The following is a 19,458-nucleotide window of genomic DNA, read 5'->3' as shown; positions in this document are numbered from 1 at the left end:
TTTTTCTGTATCCTATGAATTTTATATTTCCAATTTTGATCTCACAATTTCCAGACTTCTCTGCTTCGTTTCGTCTACTGAAATTCCAGTTCCACTGCATTCCGCAATTTACATTATTTCTACACCATGTCCTTTTAAATATTCTTTTATCAGTGGAAGCATATATTCAACCGACTGAATCTGTGTTTGCGCTTCATCTGCAGAAGCAATAAAAAAGAGTACCTGTACTTTGATAATTCTATATCTTTATCGATATCATGCACTGAGCTTTACCCCCTCATCTCTTACACTGCGATAGTATGGCAGATTATCTACCCAGTAGTTAAAATGATCTACATTGATTATCACCGGCGAAATATCTGCTCCGAATCTCATCAAATATTCAAAAGCCATATCACTAATCTCATCAGATATTTTCTTTATCTTTTCCTCTGTCAGAGTAACCAGAACAGTTCTTCTCTTGTCAGAGTTACGCCTGCAAGCCCCTGAGAATATCTCGCCAGATCAAACCTGACTGTATCTCCGATCGCCAGCCCTGATTCTTTGGCAAATATCTCGCTTACCAGGCAGGTATCGCTGCTTTTCTGAAAAGACTCCCAGTCCACTCCATCTCCCCATACGATATCTTCGTCCTTCATCCCCTCCAGACACTCTGTCCGGTTGACTCCTGTAAGGGAAATATCATTCTCTCCCGGATCTGTCCCGTTTTTTTCTTCACTGTCCAACTCTCCACTATCCGGATCACCCATAGCGATATTCCCGACAAGTTCCGCACTCTCGGCAATACTGCCAAACAGCGGAGACTCATACAGATCATCCAGCACCCGATGGGAAATAAACAGCCCGTGGTTCATCTCGCCGCATCCATTCCATATCTCTCCGGATATGGTAAACTTCTCCGGCATCTCCTCAAGCTGACGACGGGTGCCCGCTATATTCCCGAGATAAAATGCCAGGATCATCACGGTCAGCATGCTAAGTAGCAGATTCAGGATACTCTTCCGCCCGTATCTGCGTATATTCGTCGCAACGATATGAATGCCCCTGAGCGCTCTTCTGCGCTTTGCCGGCATCTGTCCGTTCCTCTGATCCGGTTCCTTTTTCTCGCACACGATCTTCACTGACGGTTTTTCGTCATCCTTTCTCTTCTCCAGTATCTGGACTGCAGTGTAAGTCTCTGTTCCCATTACAAATTCAGGATACTTTCCCTTTTTCAGCATACGGAATTTCTGCCCGTGATCTGCCGCATATTTTCTCAGCACTTTCTCAAATGCAGCCGCCGTATTGACCGGAGACTCTGTATAAAAGGAAAATTTCCTTTCCTGCTCCTCATGGACCACCTGTTTATAATCGTCCACAAACCGGGCGAAGAGCCCGCCGTTTTTCTCCATCGTCTCCATGCGGCTGAGATATCCGTCCACATCCGGCCGGTCGTCTTTCTCCCGTCCTATGCTCGTGCAAACCTCAATCGCCGCATTCAACTGCTTCTGCTGAGTCTGCAGGATTTCTTTCTGATGCCTGACCGCCTCTCTCAAAGATACTTTTTCGTTTATAATGTCCTGAATATCTTTCAGCGGCATATCGAGCATGCGAAGCATCCTGATCAGTTTCAGTCTCCGGACATCCTCTTCTGAATAATCCCGGTAAGCGTTGCTGTCGTCTCTGGCTGGTTCCAGCAGCCCCATCCGCTCATAATACCGTATATTCTGCCGGGACATCCCGGTCAGTTCCTCTACCTGTTTCGTATTCAAGCCCGCACCTCCTGTCTGATCTTTATTCCGGAGAAACTGCTGCTCCGGTCTGTTTAGCGTCAGTGTACACTAACGCTATCGTCAATGTACACTAACGATATACACACATGTTAAAGTATATAACCGGTATACAGTCAAGAATTTTCATAATATTTTGAGGAATAGTTCAGCCATCAGGAATAACCGGGCTGCGCCTCTATCCGTCCGGCTCTAGCCTTGCAGCTCGATTCCGCGCTTTGCGCTTCATCTCGCTCACGGGCTGCGCCCTATGTCATAAAAAAAGAGTATCCACATTCATGCAAGCATGATGTGAACACTCTTTTTTATGACGCAAGGCTTGAGCCTAGCCTGCAAATTTGCTCCAGTAGCCCTGTACGAACAGGAAGATGACGATCAGGGGTACGATGTATGTTACGTATGGTCTTACCCACTTAGGGAATTTAGGTCCTTCTCCGCTGTTGGCCTCTGCCAGGAAGTTGTCCCATCCCCAGCCGTAACGTGTAGTACAGAAGAGTACGTATACGAGGCTTCCTAATGGGAGAAGGTTATTGCTCACAATGAAGTCCTCGAGATCGAGAATCGCTGTTCCTTCTCCGAACGGTGCGAATCCGCTCAGGACATTGTAACCAAGCACGCACGGCATGGAAAGGAGCAGGATTGCAACAAGGTTAATTGCTACTGCTTTTCCTCTGGAGCATCCGGTCAGATCCATCGCAAAAGCAATGATGTTCTCAAACACAGCGATGATCGTTGAAGCTGATGCAAAGAACATGCAGAGGAAAAAGATTGCTCCCCACAGTCTTCCGCCTGCCATTGAATTAAAGATATTCGGCAGGGTGATAAAGATCAGGTTCGGTCCGCTGTCCGGATTTACGCCGAATGCAAAGCTTGCCGGGAAGATGATCAGGCCAGATATCAGAGCAACGCTCGTATCGAGCACTGTGATCGCCACCGCTTCGCCTGCTAGTCTTCTCTTCTTATCGATATAACTTCCAAAAATGGCCATGGCGCCGATACCGAGACTCAAAGTAAAGAAGGACTGGTTCATGGCCGCAGAAACGACTTCCATTATTCCCGCCTCTTTCATTTTGTTAAAATCAGGCAGGAGATAGAACTTAAGACCTGCAGTTGCGCCGGGCAGCATAATAGAACGGACCGCAAGGACGATCAGAAGAACAAGCAACATCACCATCATGATCTTGGTAATCCCCTCAACGCCTTTCTGAAGTCCGAGACTCACAATACCGAAACACATAACAACAACGATTGCCATACATACAGTCATAAGGACCGGCTGACCCATCAGCTCGCCGAATTCACCTTCGATCTGTGCCGCATCCATCCCCTCAAAACTGCCTGCACCCATCTTGAACAGGTAGATCAGGAGCCAGCCTCCGATCGTTGTATAGAACATCATCAGGAGATAGTTTCCTGCCATACCGAACCACTTGTACCAGTGCCACTTTGTTCCAAGAGGCTCCAGTCTGTCAAGCGCCTTTGCAATACTGCAGCCTGCCCCTCGTCCGATCGAGAACTCCATGATCATGATCGGCAGTCCTAACAGGACAAGGCATAAAAGGTAGATAAGCACGAACGCAGCTCCGCCATACTGACCTGTAATATAAGGGAAACGCCATACATTTCCCAGCCCGATCGCGCATCCTGCTGATATCAGGATAAACCCGATACGGGAACCGAATTTTTCTCTTTTCATTGTAGCTTTCCTCTCTTTTCCTTTTTTCTATCAGTGTCCGGCCGACTATCTATTTCAAATCATGTCTTATGCCCGCACACCTTTTCTCCGTCTTTATTTCACCTCGATCAGCTCATACTCCCTGCTGCCAAGCCCGATCTCCTGCGCATGTGCCAGGCAGGTCTCCCACTCGCTCTCCGGAGTCGTATTGGCAAAGTGGTCATGATGATCACAGAAACCCTCTTCATGGATGTGCTCGTCCAGGATACTTCCCTGCATCGGCTGCTGTGCATTGCATGCATCCGCACAAGCCTGATCCAGAGCTACCGGATCAAAGCTTGCAAACATCCCTACATCCGGCAGGATCGGCACGTCATTCTCCGGGTGGCAGTCACAGTAAGGGGACACATCAATAACAAGGCTGATATGAAAGGCCGGTCGTCCGGACACAACAGCTTTAGTGTACTCTGCCATCTTGATATTCAGCTCTTTTACTGCAGATGAATTCTCATTGTAGATCGCATCGAAGTTACATGCTCCGAGACACCGTCCGCATCCGACACATTTTCCGTGGTCAATGACCGCTTTCTTCTCCGGAAATGATATCGCTCCATGGGCGCAGTTTCTCGAACAGACACGACATCCCACGCAGACTGACTGATCCACAGAAGGTTTTCCACTGTTATGCTGCTCCATCTTACCCGCACGGCTCCCGCATCCCATGCCGATATTTTTGAAGCACCCGCCGAATCCTGTCATCTCATGTCCCTTGAAATGGCTCAGGCTGATGAACACGTCCGCATCCATAATAGCTTTGCCGATCTTCGCCTCTTTGACAAGGGTTCCGCCCTCCACCGGGACACTGACATCATCTGTTCCTTTCAGTCCGTCTCCGATGATAATGTGACATCCCGTGGAGAGAAGATTGAAACCATTCTCATACGCTGCGCTCAGATGCTCAAGCGCATCTTTTCTCCGGCCTACATACAGGGTATTGCAATCTGTCAGGAAGGGGCGGCCTCCCAGCTCTTTCACTACATCCGCAACCGCTTTCGCATAATTCGGCCTCAGAAAAGAAAGATTGCCCGGTTCCCCGAAATGGATCTTAATAGCCGTCATCTTCTTCTCGAAATCAATCTCACCGATTCCCGCTTTGAGAATCAGTTTCTTTAACTTGTCCGGAAGATTTGTACCCGGAAGAGCTCGCATATCTGTAAAGTATACTTTTGATTTTTCCATAATCTGTTTTTCCTCCTGCTAAATTCAGAGCACTCTATTTTGCCACACAAAATGTTGTAGCTGTAACCGCCGCCGCCAGATTTCCCAGTTCGTCTCTGACATCGATCCGATAGTATCCTGTCGTCCTGCCGTTCTTCACGCAGGACGCTTCCGCAATCAGCTTCCCGCCTTTTGCCGCTGTCAGATACGTAATCTCCGAATTCAGAGAGACATATCCCATTTTCTGCCAGTTGCTCGCTACCGCCAGGGCAAAGTCTGCAAGTGTGAAATAAACGCCGCCCATGACCGCGCCCATGGCATTGCGGTGCCGGTTCTCAATCTTCAGACTGCATTTCGCATAGTGGTCGTCAACTTCCTCGATCACCGCTCCGTTCTCTGTCGCAAACCGGTCGTTCTGAAACAGCTCCACAGTCTCTTTTGACGGTTTCATATTCTCTCCTCCTTATATTATTATATATCCTATATTTTAGAAAAAGGCGCAGCCCCTTAAAACCACTGGGATTGCGCCTCTTTTTGATAAAGCCGGAAATCAGACTTGAACTGACGACCCCTTCATTACGAGTGAAGTGCTCTACCGACTGAGCTATTCCGGCTTATGGCTCGTACCTCGACGAACCTTAGATATTATATCTCTTTTCAGATTAAATTTCAACTGTTTTTTCATAGAATTCTCATTTTCGCAACAGTTCTGGCTGTTCCGTCTTCACATTTACCGTGAGCTGATTGTACGGAATCTCGATTCCCTCCGCGTCAAACGTCACCTTAATCTGCTCCAGAAGACGCCATCTTGTCGCCCAGTATTCTTCGGTTTTTACCCATGCACGCAGACCGATCACCACAGCGCTGTCTCCGAGAGAGTCCACAAATACTTTGATTTCTTCGTCCTGGATCACGGAAGGATCGGTATACAGCATATCTTCGATCAGCTTCTTAGCCTTTTTCAGGTCTGACTCGTAACCAATCCCGACTTTGAGGTCAAGCTGTCTTTCCGGTCTCGCGGTCACATTTGTCAGGCTATTGCTTGTCAGAATACTGTTCGGAACAACAACGGTCTGATTATCCACTGTGGCCATCTTTGTATAGAAAATCTGGATTTCTTTTACAGTTCCTTCGATTCCTTCCTGAGTCACCACAATATAATCGCCTACTGCAAATGGTTTTAGCAACAGGATCAGAATACCGCCTGCAAAATTAGAGAGGCTGCCCTGCAGCGCAAGACCTACCGCAACACCGGCAGATGCGATCAGGGCTGCAATCGAAGATGTCTCAATACCGAAATTTGTCGCAATCATAAAAATCAGCAGCGCATAAAGTCCGAATTTCAGCATGGAATCAACAAACTGTGCTACCCCTGCATCCATATTCGTCCGTTCAAAGGAACGGCGTACAACTTTCCTGAGCCATTTTATCAGTTTACCGCCCAGAAAGAAAAACAGAAGTGCAAGCAGCACTTTAATCCCGAATCCGATAATATTCGGAATGTTATCCTGTACGAACTTCACAAGCTGGTTGACTTCCTGCGCAGCTTCGCTTGTTGCCTCTGCTGCCGTATCGATCATATCACTGACCGATTCGTCCGTCGCATCTGTGACTCCTGCTGTTCCTGCCATTATACTTCTTCCCGTCTGCATGATATCCCAAATCATGTCACATACCTCCCGACCTTATTTCAATGCCAGAAACGCACACAGATTTCCTCTCTTATCCCCCATCGCACGATGAGAGTAGAGAATCCGACTGTTGCAGTGCGTACAGACATTAGTTACTGCAATATGTTCCGGAATGATCCCCGACTCAAGGAAGATCAATTCGTTCGCTTTCCAGAGATCAAGCTGATATTTTCCGTCCGCCTTCTCATAGAAGAGTTCTCCCCAGAATCTTTTATCAAAATTATGTTTAAATTTGATGATTACATCCTCACTCACTTCGTAACAGTCCATGCAGACAGACGGTCCTACCGCCGCAAGTATATCTGCGGGATCAGAAGAAAATTTCTCCTGCATGATCTGTACTGTTTTCTTCCCGATCTTTCCGACGGTTCCGCGCCAGCCCGAATGGCTCAGTCCGATCACTTTCCGGACCGGATCTACGAAATAGAGCGGCACACAGTCCGCATATGATGTCACCAGACAGATCCCAGGGATATTCGTCACAAGACCGTCGACATCTGTATAGTCCCTGTCTCTTGTGATCCCTTTTCCTCTGTCCTCTTCCGTGACCACGCGTACATTTGTAGTGTGAGTCTGCTTTGAGAGCACCATATCCTCACAACTTACCCCTATTGCATCTCCGATGCGCCTGAAGTTCTCTGCCACAGCTTCCTTTTTATCACCGCGGTCAAAGCTTAAGTTCAGCGAGGAATAATATCCCCCGCTCACTCCGCCCAGCCGTGTAGAAAATGCATGTCTCACCAGTCCTGTTTTCTCAAACAGCGGGTAGGAAAGATATGGTGTTTCTTTTTCTATTTCATTAAATATATGTGTTTCATTTTTATAAATCAGACCAAGACTCATGACTGTACTTCTCCTGTCCTCACCCATTTACCCGGTAAATGCATTTTTAATATGTGTTACTTTTGCACTTCTCATCCCGTCGTTTCCCTCAATCCCTATTACATCGAACCGGCAGGACGCGTCTTTTAGACGGTGTTCAGACAAATAATGCATTGCACATCGGAAGATAACCTTCTGCTTTCTAGAGTCCACCGCCTCCAGCGGATTCCCCTTCCGCTCATCAGAACGGAACTTCACCTCGCAGAACACGATATATTCACCATCTTTTGCAACAATGTCAATCTCGCCCGACCTGCACCTGTAATTATATTCCAGCACCTCATATCCGAGCCGCTCAAGATAACATCCTGCCGCCTGCTCATAATACGCACCGGTCTGTCTTTTATTTCTCTTTTCTTCAATTTCTGTCATAGATCAACAATTTTCTCTTTGTATATGCATATCAGCCGCCGATAAAGTTGCCGATAAAAGACCTCCTGTGGATCGGCGTCGGTCCCAGTTCCCGGATTGCCTCTATATGCTCCTTTGATCCATAGCCTTTATGCCTTGCAAAGCCATATCCGGGCAGCACTTCATCATACTGGACCATCAGCCGGTCCCTCGTCACCTTTGCAATGATACTCGCCGCCGCGATGGACACGCTCCTGGCATCTCCCTTTATGATCGGCACCTGCGGAATCTCTATCCCGGGGATCGTTACAGCGTCATTCAGCAGAATGTCCGGTTTCACTCCCAGATCAAATACCGCTGCTCTCATAGCTTCATATGTTGCCTGAAGAATATTGATCTCATCGATCCGGGCAGGCCCCGCCATACCGACTCCGACCGCAACGGCTTTCTCCATGATCTCGTCATAGAGCTGTTCCCTCTTTGCTGCGGAAAGTTTCTTTGAGTCATTGAGATAGAGGATCTCGCAGTCTGCCGGCAGAATGACTGCCCCTGCAACCACAGGACCGGCCAATGGGCCCCGCCCGGCTTCGTCAATACCGCAGATGAGCCGGCAGTCCCTGTACTGCTCCTCGTATTTTCTCATTGAGACAAGCCGCGCCCTCTCTTCTTGTAAATTTATAAATTTCTTTTGATATTTTTTTATTATATTTATGACTCCTGACCGCTCATCAGTACTATATCTTTCCCACAGGAGCGGCCATTCCTTTTCCCCAGCCTTCTCAAACTCCTGTTTTATCTCTGCAACGCTTTTACTCATGCTTTATTACTCCAAAATCACTGAGCGGCCATATTTTTACCCACGCCCGACCAAGCAGTTCGTCCCGGTGTATCAGCCCCACATTTGCGGCACGGCTGTCCTGGCTGTTATTGCGGTTGTCCCCAAGCACAAAATATTCGTCATCCCCCAGGGTGATCGGATCTGCGGCAAGTCCGGGATCTTCCATCACTTCATTTCCATAATGTTCATTCAGTGGCTGGCCGTCTATCCATACAGTTCCGTCCACGATCTGCACCGTCTCTCCCGGAAGCCCGATGATCCTCTTTATATAGTATGTATTCTCTTCGTAATGGTAAGGGAATACAACGATATCGTAACGGTTCGGTTCTCTGAACCTGTAAGATATCTTATCCACAATAAGCTGATCCCCGTCCGAGAGCGTCGTTTCCATTGAAGAACCGCTCACCTCCGTTCTCTGACCTACATATGTAACGACCAGATAGGATGCCGCCACAACAATAAATATAAATACAATCCAGCCTAAGAGCTCTTTTATAATGCCTTTCATATTACGCCCGCCTTTCCTGCTGCGTCTGTACGCATGTCTATAAACACCCATTTCTATTTCTCAGGTGTCTCAAGTGTGATCCTGCCCAGTCTTCCTCCTCTGAAATCGTCCAAAAGGATAGCGGCAGCTTTCTCCGTATCCAGTTCGCTGCCCCGCACAAGGCAGTGTCTGCTCTTTGCAATTTCTGCAAGACATTCATACGCGTCCCCCGGTTCCGGAATGGCATATTTCTCTTCCAGGACACCGGGATACGAATTTCCCATAAACTTCACCAGCTCCGCTGCCAGTTCTTCTGTCTGAAGGATTTCATCTTTGATCGAACCGATAAAAGCAAGTTTCAGGCCGACTTCCTGATCTTCAAACTTCGGCCAGAGGATTCCCGGTGTATCGAGGAGCTCCACACTTTTATTGAGCCTGATCCACTGCTTTCCTTTTGTCACTCCCGGTTTATTTCCCGTCTTTGCACAGGCTTTTCCAGCAAGAGCATTGATAAACGTGGATTTTCCAACATTCGGGATCCCTACCACCATTGCTCGCACGGGACGGTTTAAAATACCTCTTTTCCTGTCACGTTCCGTCTTTTCCCGGCAGGCTTCCTGAATAACCGACTGAATCGATTTGATCCCGCCGCCTTTTTTTGAATTCACCTTCACAGCAGAATATCCCTTATCTTTAAAATAAGCGATCCACTCGTCATTTATACGATCCTCTGCCAGATCTGCTTTATTGAGAAGGATCAGGCGCGCTTTGCCTTTTCCCAGTTCGTCAATATCAGGATTTCTGCTCGAAAGCGGAATCCTCGCGTCCACCAGTTCAATGATCAGATCGATCAGTTTTATATTTTCCTGCATCATCCTCCGGGCTTTCGTCATATGTCCCGGATACCACTGAAAATGCATGATTTCCCTCCTTATCAAGTTCTGCTTTGCCTGTCAGATATAAATCAGCCTTCATTCGATATGAATCCAAAATCCTCAAACGGACTCACAATGAACCATGCCTGACCATAGATTTCCGTTCTGCTTATGCTTCCAATCCCCGGCAGTCTGCTGTCATCACTTGCCGCATGATTATCACCTATCACAAAATACTCGTCATCGCCCAGTTCAACCGGCTGTACTGCTTCGCCGGCATACTCAATATCTGACACGTAGATATCTTTTGTCATTTCTTCCCCGTCAATGAGCACCTTGCCGTCTGCGATCTGCACTGTCTCACCGGGAAGCCCTACAATTCTCTTAACAGAATAATGACCGTTATCCTCCTGCCGGAATGCGACAATATCTCCTCTTGCAGGACTCTTAATATGATAAGCCGCCCGATTGATCAAAAGGACATCTCCGTTTTTCAATGCGGGCGACATGGAATCTCCCGCAGTACTGACACGTTGTCCGAAAGCCGCCACCAGAAATACCGCAAGCATGCATACGATCAGGATCTCTACCGCCCATACGACAATGCCTCTGACATTCAGCCTGTTAACCCCGGTCTTTTCTCTGGCAAAATGCAGCGGGACTTTCCCGTTATCAAAATGGAGCCCCCTGTGCACCGTTCTCCTTCTCGACCTGCGCGGTCTGCCTGTTGCTCTGCTGTCACTCTTCCTTCTCTTTCTGCGGAAATCTAAACCCTGCATACTCCCTCCAGATCAGATCCTGATATTTAAAAAGGGACAATATACAGTTCTGTAATTGTCCCTCTCATGGTTACTATTTTACTAATTCTTTTACCTTTGCAGCTTTTCCTACACGTTTTCTTAAGTAGTTCAGTTTTGCTCTTCTTACTTTACCTCTGCGAACAACCTCAACCTTCTCAACGTGCGGCGAGTGGATCGGCCATGTCTTTTCAACGCCGATTCCGTTAGATGTCTTTCTTACTGTAAAAGTAGCTCTTGCACCGCCGCCCTGTTTCTTCAGGACTGTTCCTTCAAATACCTGGATTCTTTCACGGTTACCCTCTTTGATCTTAGCGTGTACTCTTACAGTATCTCCAACATGAAACTGCGGTACATTTTCTTTTAACTGCTCTGCTTCAATCTTTTTAATAATCTCATTCATTTTGTGTGACCTCCTTAATATTTGACGTTCTTAACACCTTATCGTGCCAGAGGACCATCGCTCTTCTTTTCACAACTGTTGTAGTTTACCATATTTCTACAGGATTTTCAAGTACCATTTCCGGAAATTTTGTAGCTGTTCAGCCACTGCTTCTCTTTCTCTGTCAATTCGCATTTCTCCAACAGATCCGGACGCCGCTCGTATGTGCGTATAATCGACTGCTCCCTGCGCCATTTCTCGATATTAGCGTGATGTCCCGACAGAAGTACCGACGGCACTTTCTTTCCATGCCATTCTTCCGGTCTGGAATACTGCGGATATTCCAGAAGATTGTCCTGAAACGATTCAAACTCTGCAGACACGTCATTGTGAAGCACGCCGGGCACCAGTCTGGATATGGCGTCCACCATGACCATTGCCGGCAGTTCTCCGCCCGTGAGGACATAATCTCCAATGGAAACATAGTCCGTCACAACCTCCTCGAGCACACGTTCATCAATCCCCTCATAATGACCGCAGAGCAGGATAAGGTCTTCTTCCTGCGCCAGCTCTTCTGCCATCTTCTGGTCAAATACATCGCCCTGGGGAGACAGATAAACTGTCCGGGGACGACTTTGCCCAGATGGCCTGCGGGAGCGGATCTTCTCCGCCACAGCTTCGTGCGCCAGATATACAGGCTCGGCCTGCATCAGCATACCCGCGCCGCCTCCGTAAGGATAGTCGTCCACGCTCTGATGCTTATTAAAAGCATAATCCCGTATATTTACAGCCTCGATAGAGAGGAGACCGGCATTCACCGCTCTGCCGATAATGCTGGTATTAAGTCCGTTCATCACCATCTCGGGAAATAATGTAAGTATATGAAAATTCATCGTCTGTTTCTCCTTATATACACTCTGTCTCCGGCGGCTCTCCCACTATATCAGGCCATCCATAAGGCGGATCTTCATCGTCTGTTTCTCCACGTCCACATCCAGAATGCAGTCATGGATAGCCGGAACGAGGACTTCGCCATGCTCGTCCGAATCAATGATGTACACTTCATTTGCTCCGGTCTCCATAACATCTTTCAGGGTCCCGAACCGACCGCCGTCAGTATACACTTCCATACCGATCAAATCCGCGATATAATATTCATCCTCTTCGAGCTGAACCGCATCTTCTCGCGGCACCATAAGACTTTTCCCTTTATATTTTTCTATATCATTTATATTGTCAATCCCCCTGAACTTCACGATCACGAACTGCTTAAAAAACTTAACTGACTGGATCTCCAGCTTAAGCCGTTCTTTTCCCGTATCCAGAAGCACTTTTTTCAATTTCTTAAAACGGGCCGGATCATCTGTTGTCGGAAACACCTTAACTTCTCCCCGTATCCCATGAGTGGAAGAAATCACTCCCACTTGAAGAAACTGTTCCATTTCTTCCGCTCCTTTTCTGTTATCCTTTTTTTGCTAGTATAATTCATCTGAAATTGTCCACAGTGTTTTCTAATCCGCTGCGCACATTTCCTGCTTCATACAGGAAAAAGAAAGGGGCAGACTCTCCTGATCGGAAAACTGTCCCTCTTTTTTTGTTGCGATATCCATTACACGATGTCGACAACGACTCTCTTATCTTCCTTTGCCGCTGCCGCTTTTACTACAGAACGGAGCGCCTTTGCGATACGGCCCTGTTTGCCGATCACTTTTCCCATATCGCCTTCTGCGACATGAAGCTCAAGCACTGTGGTCCGGCCTTCCTTCTTCTCATTTACTGAGACTTCCTCCGGATGGTCTACCAGAGCTTTTGCGATAACTTCTACTAATTCTTTCATCGTACTCGCACCTCCGCGAAGAGATCTTATTTTTCAATACCTGCTGCTTTGAAGATCTTTCCTACGACTTCTGTCGGCTGAGCACCGTTGTTGAGCCATTTCTTAGCGGCTTCCTCATCAACTTTGATCGCACTCGGATCACAGTTCGGATCGTATGTTCCGATCTCCTCGATGAATCTTCCGTCTCTCGGGGACCTGGAATCAGCTACTACGATTCTATAAAAAGGAGCCTTCTTCTGTCCCATTCTTCTTAATCTGATCTTTACTGCCATTTCTTTCACCTCTTGTTTATTTTTCTTATTGTTTTGTTGCTTCTGCCGTCAGCCCCGCCGCGTGCGCAGCCAGCCGCCTCCGGCATGATCTATGTGTTAAAAGGGAAGTCTGAACCTGCCCCTTTTGCCACCTTTTCCGCCCATCATCCCCGGAAGTTTCTTCATCATCTTCCTGGATTCATTGAACTGTTTTACCATCCGGTTAACTTCCGCAATGTCTACTCCCGCTCCCCGGGCTATGCGATGCTTTCTCGACGGATTCAGAAGATCCGGGTTGCGCCGTTCCTCCGGAGTCATGGAGTGGATCATAGCCTCCATCCTCGCCATCTTCTTCTCATTCTCTTCAGAGTCGAGATCAGGCATCTTTCCCTTACCGCCAAGTCCGCCAAGCCCCGGCATCATGCTCATGATGCTGGATAAGCCGCCCATCTTGCGCATCTGTTCCATACTGTCCAGATAATCGTCAAAATCAAACTGGGCTTTCTTCATCTTGTCAGCCATCTTAATGGCTTTATCTTCATCCAGTTCAGCGCCTGCTTTCTCGATCAGGGTGAGGACATCACCCATACCGAGGATACGCGATGCCATCCTGTCAGGATAGAACTGTTCCAGATCGGAGAGTTTCTCTCCCATACCGACGTAGAGGATCGGCCGGCCTGTCACTGCCTTGATAGAGAGTGCGGCACCGCCTCTTGTATCGCCGTCCAGCTTGGTAACAATAACACCGTCGATTCCGATCTTATCGTTAAATGTCCCGGCCACATTCACCGCATCCTGTCCTGTCATGGCATCCACGACAAGAATTGTCTGGTGTACTTCCACTGCCTCTTTGATCTCCTGGAGCTCTGCCATCATGTCTTCATCTATATGAAGACGTCCTGCCGTATCCAGGATCACAATATTGTTTCCATTCTTCGCCGCGTGCTGTATCGCAGCCTTTGCAATGTCCGCCGGGCGGTTCTTATCTCCCATGGAAAATACTTCCACGCCCTGCTTCTCTCCGTTGATCTGCAGCTGTTTGATCGCTGCCGGACGGTAGACATCACACGCTACCAGAAGTGGCTTCTTCCCTTTTAATTTAAACTTTCCGGCCAGCTTTGCAGTGGTCGTCGTCTTACCTGCGCCCTGGAGACCGGCCATCATGATCACAGTCATGGCGCTTCCCGGCTGAAGTTTGATCTCTGTCGTCTCAGAGCCCATGAGCTTGACGAGCTCTTCATTTACGATCTTAATGACCATCTGCCCGGGATTCAGCCCGTTCATAACATCCTGCCCGACCGCGCGCTCCTGCACGTCCTTGATAAAGCCTTTCACAACTTTGAAATTGACGTCTGCCTCAAGGAGAGCCATCTTAACTTCTCTCAAAGCAGCTTTCACGTCATCTTCCGTGAGCCTTCCCTTGCTGCGCAGGTTTCTGAATACATTCTGTAGTTTCTCAGTTAAGCTGTCAAATGCCATTTACATTAACCCTCTATAATTCTTCAATGATCGTGTCCGATATCCTGCGGATCCGTCCCACGATCTCCTCCGGATTCTTCTTCTCCCTCTCCCACTCATCAAGAATCTCGCCGATCTCACCGACCTTTTCCTTCACCGAGAGAAATCTTTCCACCAGATGCAGCTTATTCTCGTAGCCTTCGAGCGCTCTCTGGCAGCGTCGGATCAGGTCATGAACTCCCTGCCTGCTGATGCCCGCACTCTCCGCGATCTCACTCAAAGAGAGATCATCAAGGATAAACTGCTCATAAACCTCTTTCTGGTGTGTAGTGAGAAGTTCACCGTAAAAATCATACAATAAAGCCTGCTCTAAAATCTTATTCATCACAGTCACCTTGGCTATCATACATGAAAGAAGTCAGACTGTCAAGGTTTTTTTCTTGACAGTTTAATCAGGGACAGGGCAAAGTCGGGTTGGGGACGTAGTAAAACTGGAATTTACTACGTCCCCAACCCGACTTTGACCTGTCCCTTTTATGATCTCATCAATTTTTCCACATTCAAAAGTCCCCACCCCGACGCGGTTCCCGGGCTCTTTACACACGACTCCCGAAGCCTTAATTTAACTTCTACATTTGTCATATCTGGATATTTTGACAGTAGACATGCTATTGCTCCCGAAACAACCGGTGTAGCCATCGATGTTCCTGTCTTCATTACATAAGGATGCTCGCCCGGATGCCCGTATTTTGCATTGCAGCTTATGATCCCCGTACCGGGCGCAAAAACATCTGGCTTCACCACACACGCGCCGGTCGGCCCGCGTCCTGAATAATTTACATTACTTTTCCTCCGAGAGATTGGCTGTATCTCGGTATCCGGTACTCCCACAGTAATTACCTTCCTGCTATTTCCCGGCACTGCAACCGTTCCCGCACCAGGTCCGTAATTTCCGGCAGAGACAACAACTATAAGTCCCTGATCCCACAGTTCCTCGACAGCCTCCAGAAAACGCTGCTTCTGCTCCCGCGCCAGTTCCGGTTGGGTTCCTACAGAAATATTCACAATACGTAAACCAGCCTTTACCCGGTTTTCCAGGATCCATTCGATTCCCTGCATAACATTCTCGACGTTGCCGTTTCCTTCACGATCCAGCACTTTTCCAATGAAAAGCTGTGCTTGCGGTGCCATCCCCGCATACACACCACCGGACGCCCTCCCATCCCCGGCAAGAATCCCCGCGACATGTGTCCCGTGTCCGCTGTCATCCCTGCACACGGATGCACCACCCGTAAAATCCCTGAAATCAGCTATACGGTCCCTCAAATCAGGATGCCTGGAAATTCCGGTATCTAGTATGGCAGCACATATACCTGTTCCCATGTATTTTTTCATTAATATATCTTCACACCAATACCCGATTGATTGTTTTACCCACTTCATATCGATCTTTAAATACTCCTTTTTAATCAGAATATTCACAGATCATCGCCTTCGTACCTGAAGCACACTTTTCGGATACCTGCATAATATAGAACTGTAAATAATAACCCAATTGGAGGATTTAACATGAGTGATTTAACTGCAACAAACTGTGGATGTGGATGCGACAACGGTAACGGGATGTCTTCTTGTCTGTGGCTCATTCTCCTGCTCTGCTGCTGCGGCGGCTGTGGCGGCAACGGATTCAGCGGCAACGGCTGCGGTAACGACAGCTGCCTGTGGATCATCCTGCTTCTCGTCTGCTGTGGCGGATTTGGAAACAACGGATGCTGCGGCTAATCAGACAGAATGATCAGCTGATAAATCCCAAACGCATCTCGCCTGCCCTGTATAGGGCAGGCGTTTTTCTTATATTCTTTTATCTCGGTCTGCCATGTCCTTGCGTACTTCCCTGGTCACATTTCTTCCTGTACTCATGCCCGGAATCCTCTTCCCTTTTGTTCCTCACATGTTCATCAACTGCCACTCGTTTTTTCAGCATACAATCTTCATCAATCTCGTAAACCGCATTTCCTTCAATAATCAGTTTTCTTGTCAATTCAATTCCTTCCTCTCCTATTATTCTATATTAGTTACAGTTCAGTTTCCTCCTCATCCTGACGATCGGCCGACGCCGACGAATTCTTATGCAGATATAGATCCGTCTCCTGAAATCAGACAGCTGAACTGTCACCCATATTATTTTATGAATCCTGCATTTTCTTGACAAAACGAACGTGCAGTTTCAAAGATCTTTTCACCTATACAGCTTTTCCGAGATTCATATTTCTATTCAACGCAACATATATATTTACAACGCTATGTGCAGGAGTGTCTTTGGAATGGATAAAGATCTGCCCGGATTAATGACTCCTTTTGATGAACTTGTCACCACACCGGAACTCCAGATAATCAAACTGCTCATTCCCTATGCCCCTGCATCAGGGCGGCAGACGCTGGCAGGCATGGTCAAATTTCTTGAACTGCGGGAAGCAGTCCGACTCTTCCATGGTCAAAACAGCGGCCTGAAAGCTCAGATGATTTCAGAGAATGAACCTCATTCTCCCATGGAAATATTGAACAGCTTCCGGCCGTATCTCAGGCCAAAAGAAGCATCTATGCTCGACATGATTATAAATATAAAAGAAATGATGTCCGTCATAGAGATGATGCAGTCTGCGCAGGACAATACAGACGGTAACAGTGCGTCTCTTGATCCGGCAGAACTTTTATCCGGCATGCTTCCGCCCGACCAACAGGAGATGTTCCGGATGTACAGTGACATGTTTTCGCAGCCGGCTGACAGCTCAAAGAAAGGAGATGAACGAGATGGACAACGAATGGATGAACAATCCGGCAATGAAGAATATAGATCCGTCAAAACTGGAGTTGATCCGGATGGCAGCTGAACGCACCTCCGGCAAATCCGGACGCGATCTTGCCCCCGTAATGCTGGCGCTGATCACCAGCGCTAACAAACAGGGGGTACACTTTTCACCTGATGAGGTGAGCCTTATACTTGAAATATTCAAAAAAGGGAAAACCAAAGAAGAACAAGAACAGATAGACCGGACGGTCAGGATGACAAGTTCCATATTGCAGAAACACCAAAAATGAAATTCCGGATTTATCGTACTGGCTGATAGTACAGAAAACGTCCGAAATACAGCAATATACAGCGACCTGACTTGCGTGTACGCAGGCGGAGAAAAAGGTTGATCCCGACTCCGGTTATGGAGATTTCTGGTTCCGCTTGTCTATTTTATATCTGCAGAAATCAAAGCGGCTCGAATTCGCCCCCACAGCTTAACTAATACTATATCAGCCAGGATTTATGAAATCTTAGTTAAGAAAGATCCGGCTTTGTTCCTTTCGTCAGAAATTCGATTTTCGGGATGGGAAAGAAAGCAGCCGGGAGGTATGTATTGTGTACGCACCGTTGGAGCGGCGTCGGCACTTAGAGCGCGTCTTCTGCGCTCTTATGTACCGCTACGCCGCGACCGAGTGAAAACGTGTGCGATAACAATACATACCTCCCGGCGGACTCTTTCTCAGTCAGATAAATCCGGAATTTAATACCCCTCTTCTTTTCTCCTCAGCCTCATCTCACGTCTTTTTTTCGCCGCCTCCCACTCAGCTTTTTCTGACTCGCTCTCGACGATCAGCCTGGGCACTGGTTTCGGCTTATCGTTTTCGTCCAGTGCTACCATTGTGAAGTAGGCGCGGTTGATCGGATAGCGCATACCGTCATCAATATGTTCCACATAAGTATCAAGTCTCACCTCAAGGGATGTTGTTCCTACATAGGTCACTTTCCCGATAATAACGACTATCTCTCCGTTATATGCCCCATGGATAAAACGCAGGTTATCTACAGAAGCCGTGATCACATTGGAGCGTGTATGGCGCATTGCCACCATTCCGGCCGCTTCATCCAGCCACTCCATGAGCATGCCGCCAAAGAGTCTCCCCGCTGCATTCAGGTGATTCGGCCGTACCATATGGACAATCTCCACCTGCGATTCTGATACTCTTCTTTCTTCTCTCATTACTTCATCTCCGATTCTTATGGATTTTGTATTTATTGCTATTGTAACAACTGACACTGCCAAAAACAACCCTGCATACTCGACTAAAGTTCTCTTGCCAAGTATAGATTCATCCATTACAATATTTTGATATCAGAAGAAGAATTTTTATAAAGAGAGGCAGACATGGCAAACATAAAACTGACAATGCAATACGTCGGAACACGTTATCTGGGATGGCAGCGTCCGGAGAAAGACGGAGGAAATAAAACCGTCTCATACAAACTGATGTCCGTACTTGAAAAACTGACCGGTGAATCTGTAACAATCTATGCAGGCGCAAAGACCGAAGCGGGCGTACACGCAATGGAACAGACCGTAAGCTTCACAATAGGATCCGCTGCAGATATAGAATTATTACAGCAGGATCTGGACCGTTATCTTCCTATGGATATCCGGATTCTCAGCTGCGAGACTGCGCCGGAAAGATTCCGCGCCGACCTGAACGCCCGGTCACGCACATACGAATACCGGATCTGCACCAGACATGTATATGACATTTTCTCGTCGGCATATACTGCGCACATCTTTCCTGCGCCCGATATCCCTGTTATGGAGGCCGCTGCACTGCATCTGAAGGGACGTCATGACTTCCGTTCTTTTTCTGGCGCACGTAAGAAAAAAGGTACGATAAAAGAAGTGACTGATATCTCTTTCCGTAAATCAGATACGGAAGAGGATCTCCTCATTATATCGATTACCGCTGATGATTTTCTCTACCGGATGCCCTCACTTATCATAGGAACACTCCTGGAAACAGGACAGGGGAGAAGATCTCAGGAGAGTATATTGTCCATTCTGAAGGGGACTGAAAAAGCAGGCGCCCCCTGCGATGCAAAAGGACTCCTGCTGAAATCTGTTCAATATTAAATTACAG

The 19,458-nt window shown here is 47.6% G+C and carries 26 protein-coding genes and 1 tRNA gene; 4 read left to right on the top strand and 23 right to left on the bottom strand.

Annotated elements, in window-relative coordinates:
• Positions 1-255: 255 nt before the first annotated feature.
• The 21 genes from FNY66_RS15450 to FNY66_RS04705 form a co-directional block, all read right to left on the bottom strand.
• Positions 256-393, bottom strand: a complete 138-nt coding sequence (locus tag FNY66_RS15450) for a hypothetical protein (RefSeq protein ID WP_190324785.1) — start codon at positions 391-393, stop codon at positions 256-258.
• A 41-nt stretch (positions 394-434) separates the two neighbouring features.
• Positions 435-1,751 carry a MerR family transcriptional regulator gene (locus tag FNY66_RS04800; protein ID WP_150310437.1) on the bottom strand — a complete coding sequence of 439 codons (1,317 nt, stop codon included), beginning with the start codon at positions 1,749-1,751 and terminating at the stop codon, positions 435-437.
• 343 nt (positions 1,752-2,094) lie between these two features.
• Positions 2,095-3,465, bottom strand: coding sequence for a sodium-dependent transporter (locus tag FNY66_RS04795; protein WP_087151803.1), 1,371 nt, complete (start codon positions 3,463-3,465; stop codon positions 2,095-2,097).
• Positions 3,466-3,558: 93 nt separating this feature from the next.
• Positions 3,559-4,683 (bottom strand): DUF362 domain-containing protein, encoded by a 1,125-nt coding sequence (locus FNY66_RS04790; RefSeq protein WP_087151802.1) that lies wholly within the window; start codon positions 4,681-4,683, stop codon positions 3,559-3,561.
• 34 nt (positions 4,684-4,717) lie between these two features.
• The gene (locus FNY66_RS04785; protein ID WP_087151801.1) at positions 4,718-5,113 is read right to left on the bottom strand and encodes a PaaI family thioesterase; all 396 of its coding nucleotides are present in this window, start codon (positions 5,111-5,113) and stop codon (positions 4,718-4,720) included.
• Between the two features lie 90 nt (positions 5,114-5,203).
• A tRNA-Thr gene (locus tag FNY66_RS04780) sits at positions 5,204-5,276 on the bottom strand.
• 78 nt (positions 5,277-5,354) lie between these two features.
• Positions 5,355-6,293 carry a mechanosensitive ion channel family protein gene (locus FNY66_RS04775; RefSeq protein ID WP_190324792.1) on the bottom strand — a complete coding sequence of 313 codons (939 nt, stop codon included), beginning with the start codon at positions 6,291-6,293 and terminating at the stop codon, positions 5,355-5,357.
• Positions 6,294-6,347: 54 nt separating this feature from the next.
• Positions 6,348-7,196, bottom strand: coding sequence for a peptidoglycan editing factor PgeF (pgeF, locus tag FNY66_RS04770; protein ID WP_150310435.1), 849 nt, complete (start codon positions 7,194-7,196; stop codon positions 6,348-6,350).
• Positions 7,197-7,223: 27 nt separating this feature from the next.
• Positions 7,224-7,607, bottom strand: a complete 384-nt coding sequence (locus tag FNY66_RS04765; RefSeq protein WP_150310434.1) for a YraN family protein — start codon at positions 7,605-7,607, stop codon at positions 7,224-7,226.
• 31 nt (positions 7,608-7,638) lie between these two features.
• Positions 7,639-8,403 (bottom strand): ribonuclease HII, encoded by a 765-nt coding sequence (locus tag FNY66_RS04760; protein ID WP_087151797.1) that lies wholly within the window; start codon positions 8,401-8,403, stop codon positions 7,639-7,641.
• On the bottom strand, positions 8,396-8,932 hold the full coding sequence (lepB, locus tag FNY66_RS04755) for a signal peptidase I (protein ID WP_087151796.1): 537 nt from the start codon (positions 8,930-8,932) through the stop codon (positions 8,396-8,398). Before lepB (FNY66_RS04755) ends, FNY66_RS04760 begins: the two co-directional genes overlap by 8 nt.
• A 53-nt stretch (positions 8,933-8,985) precedes the next feature.
• On the bottom strand, positions 8,986-9,831 hold the full coding sequence (ylqF, locus tag FNY66_RS04750; protein WP_087151795.1) for a ribosome biogenesis GTPase YlqF: 846 nt from the start codon (positions 9,829-9,831) through the stop codon (positions 8,986-8,988).
• A 44-nt stretch (positions 9,832-9,875) separates the two neighbouring features.
• Positions 9,876-10,565, bottom strand: a complete 690-nt coding sequence (gene lepB / locus FNY66_RS04745; RefSeq protein WP_087151794.1) for a signal peptidase I — start codon at positions 10,563-10,565, stop codon at positions 9,876-9,878.
• 73 nt (positions 10,566-10,638) lie between these two features.
• Complete coding sequence (gene rplS, locus FNY66_RS04740) at positions 10,639-10,986, bottom strand: 50S ribosomal protein L19 (protein ID WP_087151793.1); 348 nt, start codon at positions 10,984-10,986, stop codon at positions 10,639-10,641.
• A 107-nt stretch (positions 10,987-11,093) separates the two neighbouring features.
• Positions 11,094-11,858, bottom strand: coding sequence for a tRNA (guanosine(37)-N1)-methyltransferase TrmD (trmD, locus tag FNY66_RS04735; protein WP_087151792.1), 765 nt, complete (start codon positions 11,856-11,858; stop codon positions 11,094-11,096).
• Between the two features lie 45 nt (positions 11,859-11,903).
• Positions 11,904-12,407, bottom strand: coding sequence for a ribosome maturation factor RimM (rimM, locus tag FNY66_RS04730; RefSeq protein WP_150310433.1), 504 nt, complete (start codon positions 12,405-12,407; stop codon positions 11,904-11,906).
• A gap of 167 nt (positions 12,408-12,574) precedes the next feature.
• The gene (locus FNY66_RS04725) at positions 12,575-12,802 is read right to left on the bottom strand and encodes a KH domain-containing protein (protein ID WP_087151790.1); all 228 of its coding nucleotides are present in this window, start codon (positions 12,800-12,802) and stop codon (positions 12,575-12,577) included.
• Between the two features lie 26 nt (positions 12,803-12,828).
• Complete coding sequence (gene rpsP / locus FNY66_RS04720) at positions 12,829-13,074, bottom strand: 30S ribosomal protein S16 (protein ID WP_087151789.1); 246 nt, start codon at positions 13,072-13,074, stop codon at positions 12,829-12,831.
• 96 nt (positions 13,075-13,170) lie between these two features.
• A complete protein-coding gene (gene ffh, locus FNY66_RS04715; protein WP_087151788.1) occupies positions 13,171-14,532 on the bottom strand; it encodes a signal recognition particle protein in 1,362 nt (453 codons plus the stop codon).
• A gap of 13 nt (positions 14,533-14,545) precedes the next feature.
• Positions 14,546-14,896 carry a YlxM family DNA-binding protein gene (gene ylxM, locus FNY66_RS04710; RefSeq protein WP_150310432.1) on the bottom strand — a complete coding sequence of 117 codons (351 nt, stop codon included), beginning with the start codon at positions 14,894-14,896 and terminating at the stop codon, positions 14,546-14,548.
• Between the two features lie 149 nt (positions 14,897-15,045).
• Positions 15,046-15,954 (bottom strand): S8 family peptidase, encoded by a 909-nt coding sequence (locus FNY66_RS04705; RefSeq protein WP_087151821.1) that lies wholly within the window; start codon positions 15,952-15,954, stop codon positions 15,046-15,048.
• A gap of 126 nt (positions 15,955-16,080) precedes the next feature.
• On the opposite strand from FNY66_RS04705, the gene FNY66_RS04700 reads away from it, so the two are divergent.
• Complete coding sequence (locus FNY66_RS04700; protein WP_087151786.1) at positions 16,081-16,293, top strand: chorion class high-cysteine HCB protein 13; 213 nt, start codon at positions 16,081-16,083, stop codon at positions 16,291-16,293.
• Between the two features lie 79 nt (positions 16,294-16,372).
• Here the strand turns inward: FNY66_RS04700 and FNY66_RS04695 are convergent, their stop codons facing one another.
• Positions 16,373-16,552 carry a hypothetical protein gene (locus FNY66_RS04695; RefSeq protein ID WP_087151785.1) on the bottom strand — a complete coding sequence of 60 codons (180 nt, stop codon included), beginning with the start codon at positions 16,550-16,552 and terminating at the stop codon, positions 16,373-16,375.
• Positions 16,553-16,835: 283 nt separating this feature from the next.
• On the opposite strand from FNY66_RS04695, the gene FNY66_RS04690 reads away from it, so the two are divergent.
• Together FNY66_RS04690 and FNY66_RS04685 are read left to right on the top strand one after the other, a co-directional pair.
• A complete protein-coding gene (locus FNY66_RS04690) occupies positions 16,836-17,402 on the top strand; it encodes a hypothetical protein (RefSeq protein ID WP_190324784.1) in 567 nt (188 codons plus the stop codon).
• Positions 17,323-17,610 carry a hypothetical protein gene (locus FNY66_RS04685; protein ID WP_087151784.1) on the top strand — a complete coding sequence of 96 codons (288 nt, stop codon included), beginning with the start codon at positions 17,323-17,325 and terminating at the stop codon, positions 17,608-17,610. The genes FNY66_RS04690 and FNY66_RS04685 overlap by 80 nt, the downstream gene beginning before the upstream one ends.
• A gap of 455 nt (positions 17,611-18,065) precedes the next feature.
• Here the strand turns inward: FNY66_RS04685 and FNY66_RS04680 are convergent, their stop codons facing one another.
• A complete protein-coding gene (locus tag FNY66_RS04680) occupies positions 18,066-18,542 on the bottom strand; it encodes an acyl-CoA thioesterase (protein ID WP_150310431.1) in 477 nt (158 codons plus the stop codon).
• A gap of 165 nt (positions 18,543-18,707) precedes the next feature.
• Between FNY66_RS04680 and FNY66_RS04675 the strand changes: the two genes are divergently transcribed.
• Positions 18,708-19,451 (top strand): tRNA pseudouridine synthase A, encoded by a 744-nt coding sequence (locus FNY66_RS04675; RefSeq protein WP_087152003.1) that lies wholly within the window; start codon positions 18,708-18,710, stop codon positions 19,449-19,451.
• Positions 19,452-19,458 lie beyond the last annotated feature (7 nt).

The organism is Mediterraneibacter catenae (assembly GCF_008691045.1).
In the GTDB taxonomy this organism is placed as follows: domain Bacteria; phylum Bacillota; class Clostridia; order Lachnospirales; family Lachnospiraceae; genus Mediterraneibacter; species Mediterraneibacter ornithocaccae.
The sequence above is the reverse complement of the archived record's forward strand: the minus strand, read 5'-3'. Positions and strand labels throughout refer to the sequence as shown.

Coding starts and splice junctions, on each gene's coding strand:
- FNY66_RS15450 (WP_190324785.1), bottom strand. CDS start 393: ATGGCTTTTGAATATTTGATGAGATTCGGAGCAGATATTTCGCCGGTG.
- FNY66_RS04795 (WP_087151803.1), bottom strand. CDS start 3,465: ATGAAAAGAGAAAAATTCGGTTCCCGTATCGGGTTTATCCTGATATCA.
- FNY66_RS04790 (WP_087151802.1), bottom strand. CDS start 4,683: ATGGAAAAATCAAAAGTATACTTTACAGATATGCGAGCTCTTCCGGGT.
- FNY66_RS04785 (WP_087151801.1), bottom strand. CDS start 5,113: ATGAAACCGTCAAAAGAGACTGTGGAGCTGTTTCAGAACGACCGGTTT.
- FNY66_RS04775 (WP_190324792.1), bottom strand. CDS start 6,293: ATGGCAGGAACAGCAGGAGTCACAGATGCGACGGACGAATCGGTCAGT.
- pgeF (WP_150310435.1), bottom strand. CDS start 7,196: ATGAGTCTTGGTCTGATTTATAAAAATGAAACACATATATTTAATGAA.
- FNY66_RS04765 (WP_150310434.1), bottom strand. CDS start 7,607: ATGACAGAAATTGAAGAAAAGAGAAATAAAAGACAGACCGGTGCGTAT.
- FNY66_RS04760 (WP_087151797.1), bottom strand. CDS start 8,403: ATGAGTAAAAGCGTTGCAGAGATAAAACAGGAGTTTGAGAAGGCTGGG.
- lepB (WP_087151796.1), bottom strand. CDS start 8,932: ATGAAAGGCATTATAAAAGAGCTCTTAGGCTGGATTGTATTTATATTT.
- ylqF (WP_087151795.1), bottom strand. CDS start 9,831: ATGCATTTTCAGTGGTATCCGGGACATATGACGAAAGCCCGGAGGATG.
- lepB (WP_087151794.1), bottom strand. CDS start 10,565: ATGCAGGGTTTAGATTTCCGCAGAAAGAGAAGGAAGAGTGACAGCAGA.
- rplS (WP_087151793.1), bottom strand. CDS start 10,986: ATGAATGAGATTATTAAAAAGATTGAAGCAGAGCAGTTAAAAGAAAAT.
- trmD (WP_087151792.1), bottom strand. CDS start 11,858: ATGAATTTTCATATACTTACATTATTTCCCGAGATGGTGATGAACGGA.
- rimM (WP_150310433.1), bottom strand. CDS start 12,407: ATGGAACAGTTTCTTCAAGTGGGAGTGATTTCTTCCACTCATGGGATA.
- FNY66_RS04725 (WP_087151790.1), bottom strand. CDS start 12,802: ATGAAAGAATTAGTAGAAGTTATCGCAAAAGCTCTGGTAGACCATCCG.
- rpsP (WP_087151789.1), bottom strand. CDS start 13,074: ATGGCAGTAAAGATCAGATTAAGAAGAATGGGACAGAAGAAGGCTCCT.
- ffh (WP_087151788.1), bottom strand. CDS start 14,532: ATGGCATTTGACAGCTTAACTGAGAAACTACAGAATGTATTCAGAAAC.
- ylxM (WP_150310432.1), bottom strand. CDS start 14,896: ATGAATAAGATTTTAGAGCAGGCTTTATTGTATGATTTTTACGGTGAA.
- FNY66_RS04705 (WP_087151821.1), bottom strand. CDS start 15,954: ATGAAGTGGGTAAAACAATCAATCGGGTATTGGTGTGAAGATATATTA.
- FNY66_RS04700 (WP_087151786.1), top strand. CDS start 16,081: ATGAGTGATTTAACTGCAACAAACTGTGGATGTGGATGCGACAACGGT.
- FNY66_RS04690 (WP_190324784.1), top strand. CDS start 16,836: ATGGATAAAGATCTGCCCGGATTAATGACTCCTTTTGATGAACTTGTC.
- FNY66_RS04685 (WP_087151784.1), top strand. CDS start 17,323: ATGGACAACGAATGGATGAACAATCCGGCAATGAAGAATATAGATCCG.
- FNY66_RS04680 (WP_150310431.1), bottom strand. CDS start 18,542: ATGAGAGAAGAAAGAAGAGTATCAGAATCGCAGGTGGAGATTGTCCAT.
- FNY66_RS04675 (WP_087152003.1), top strand. CDS start 18,708: ATGGCAAACATAAAACTGACAATGCAATACGTCGGAACACGTTATCTG.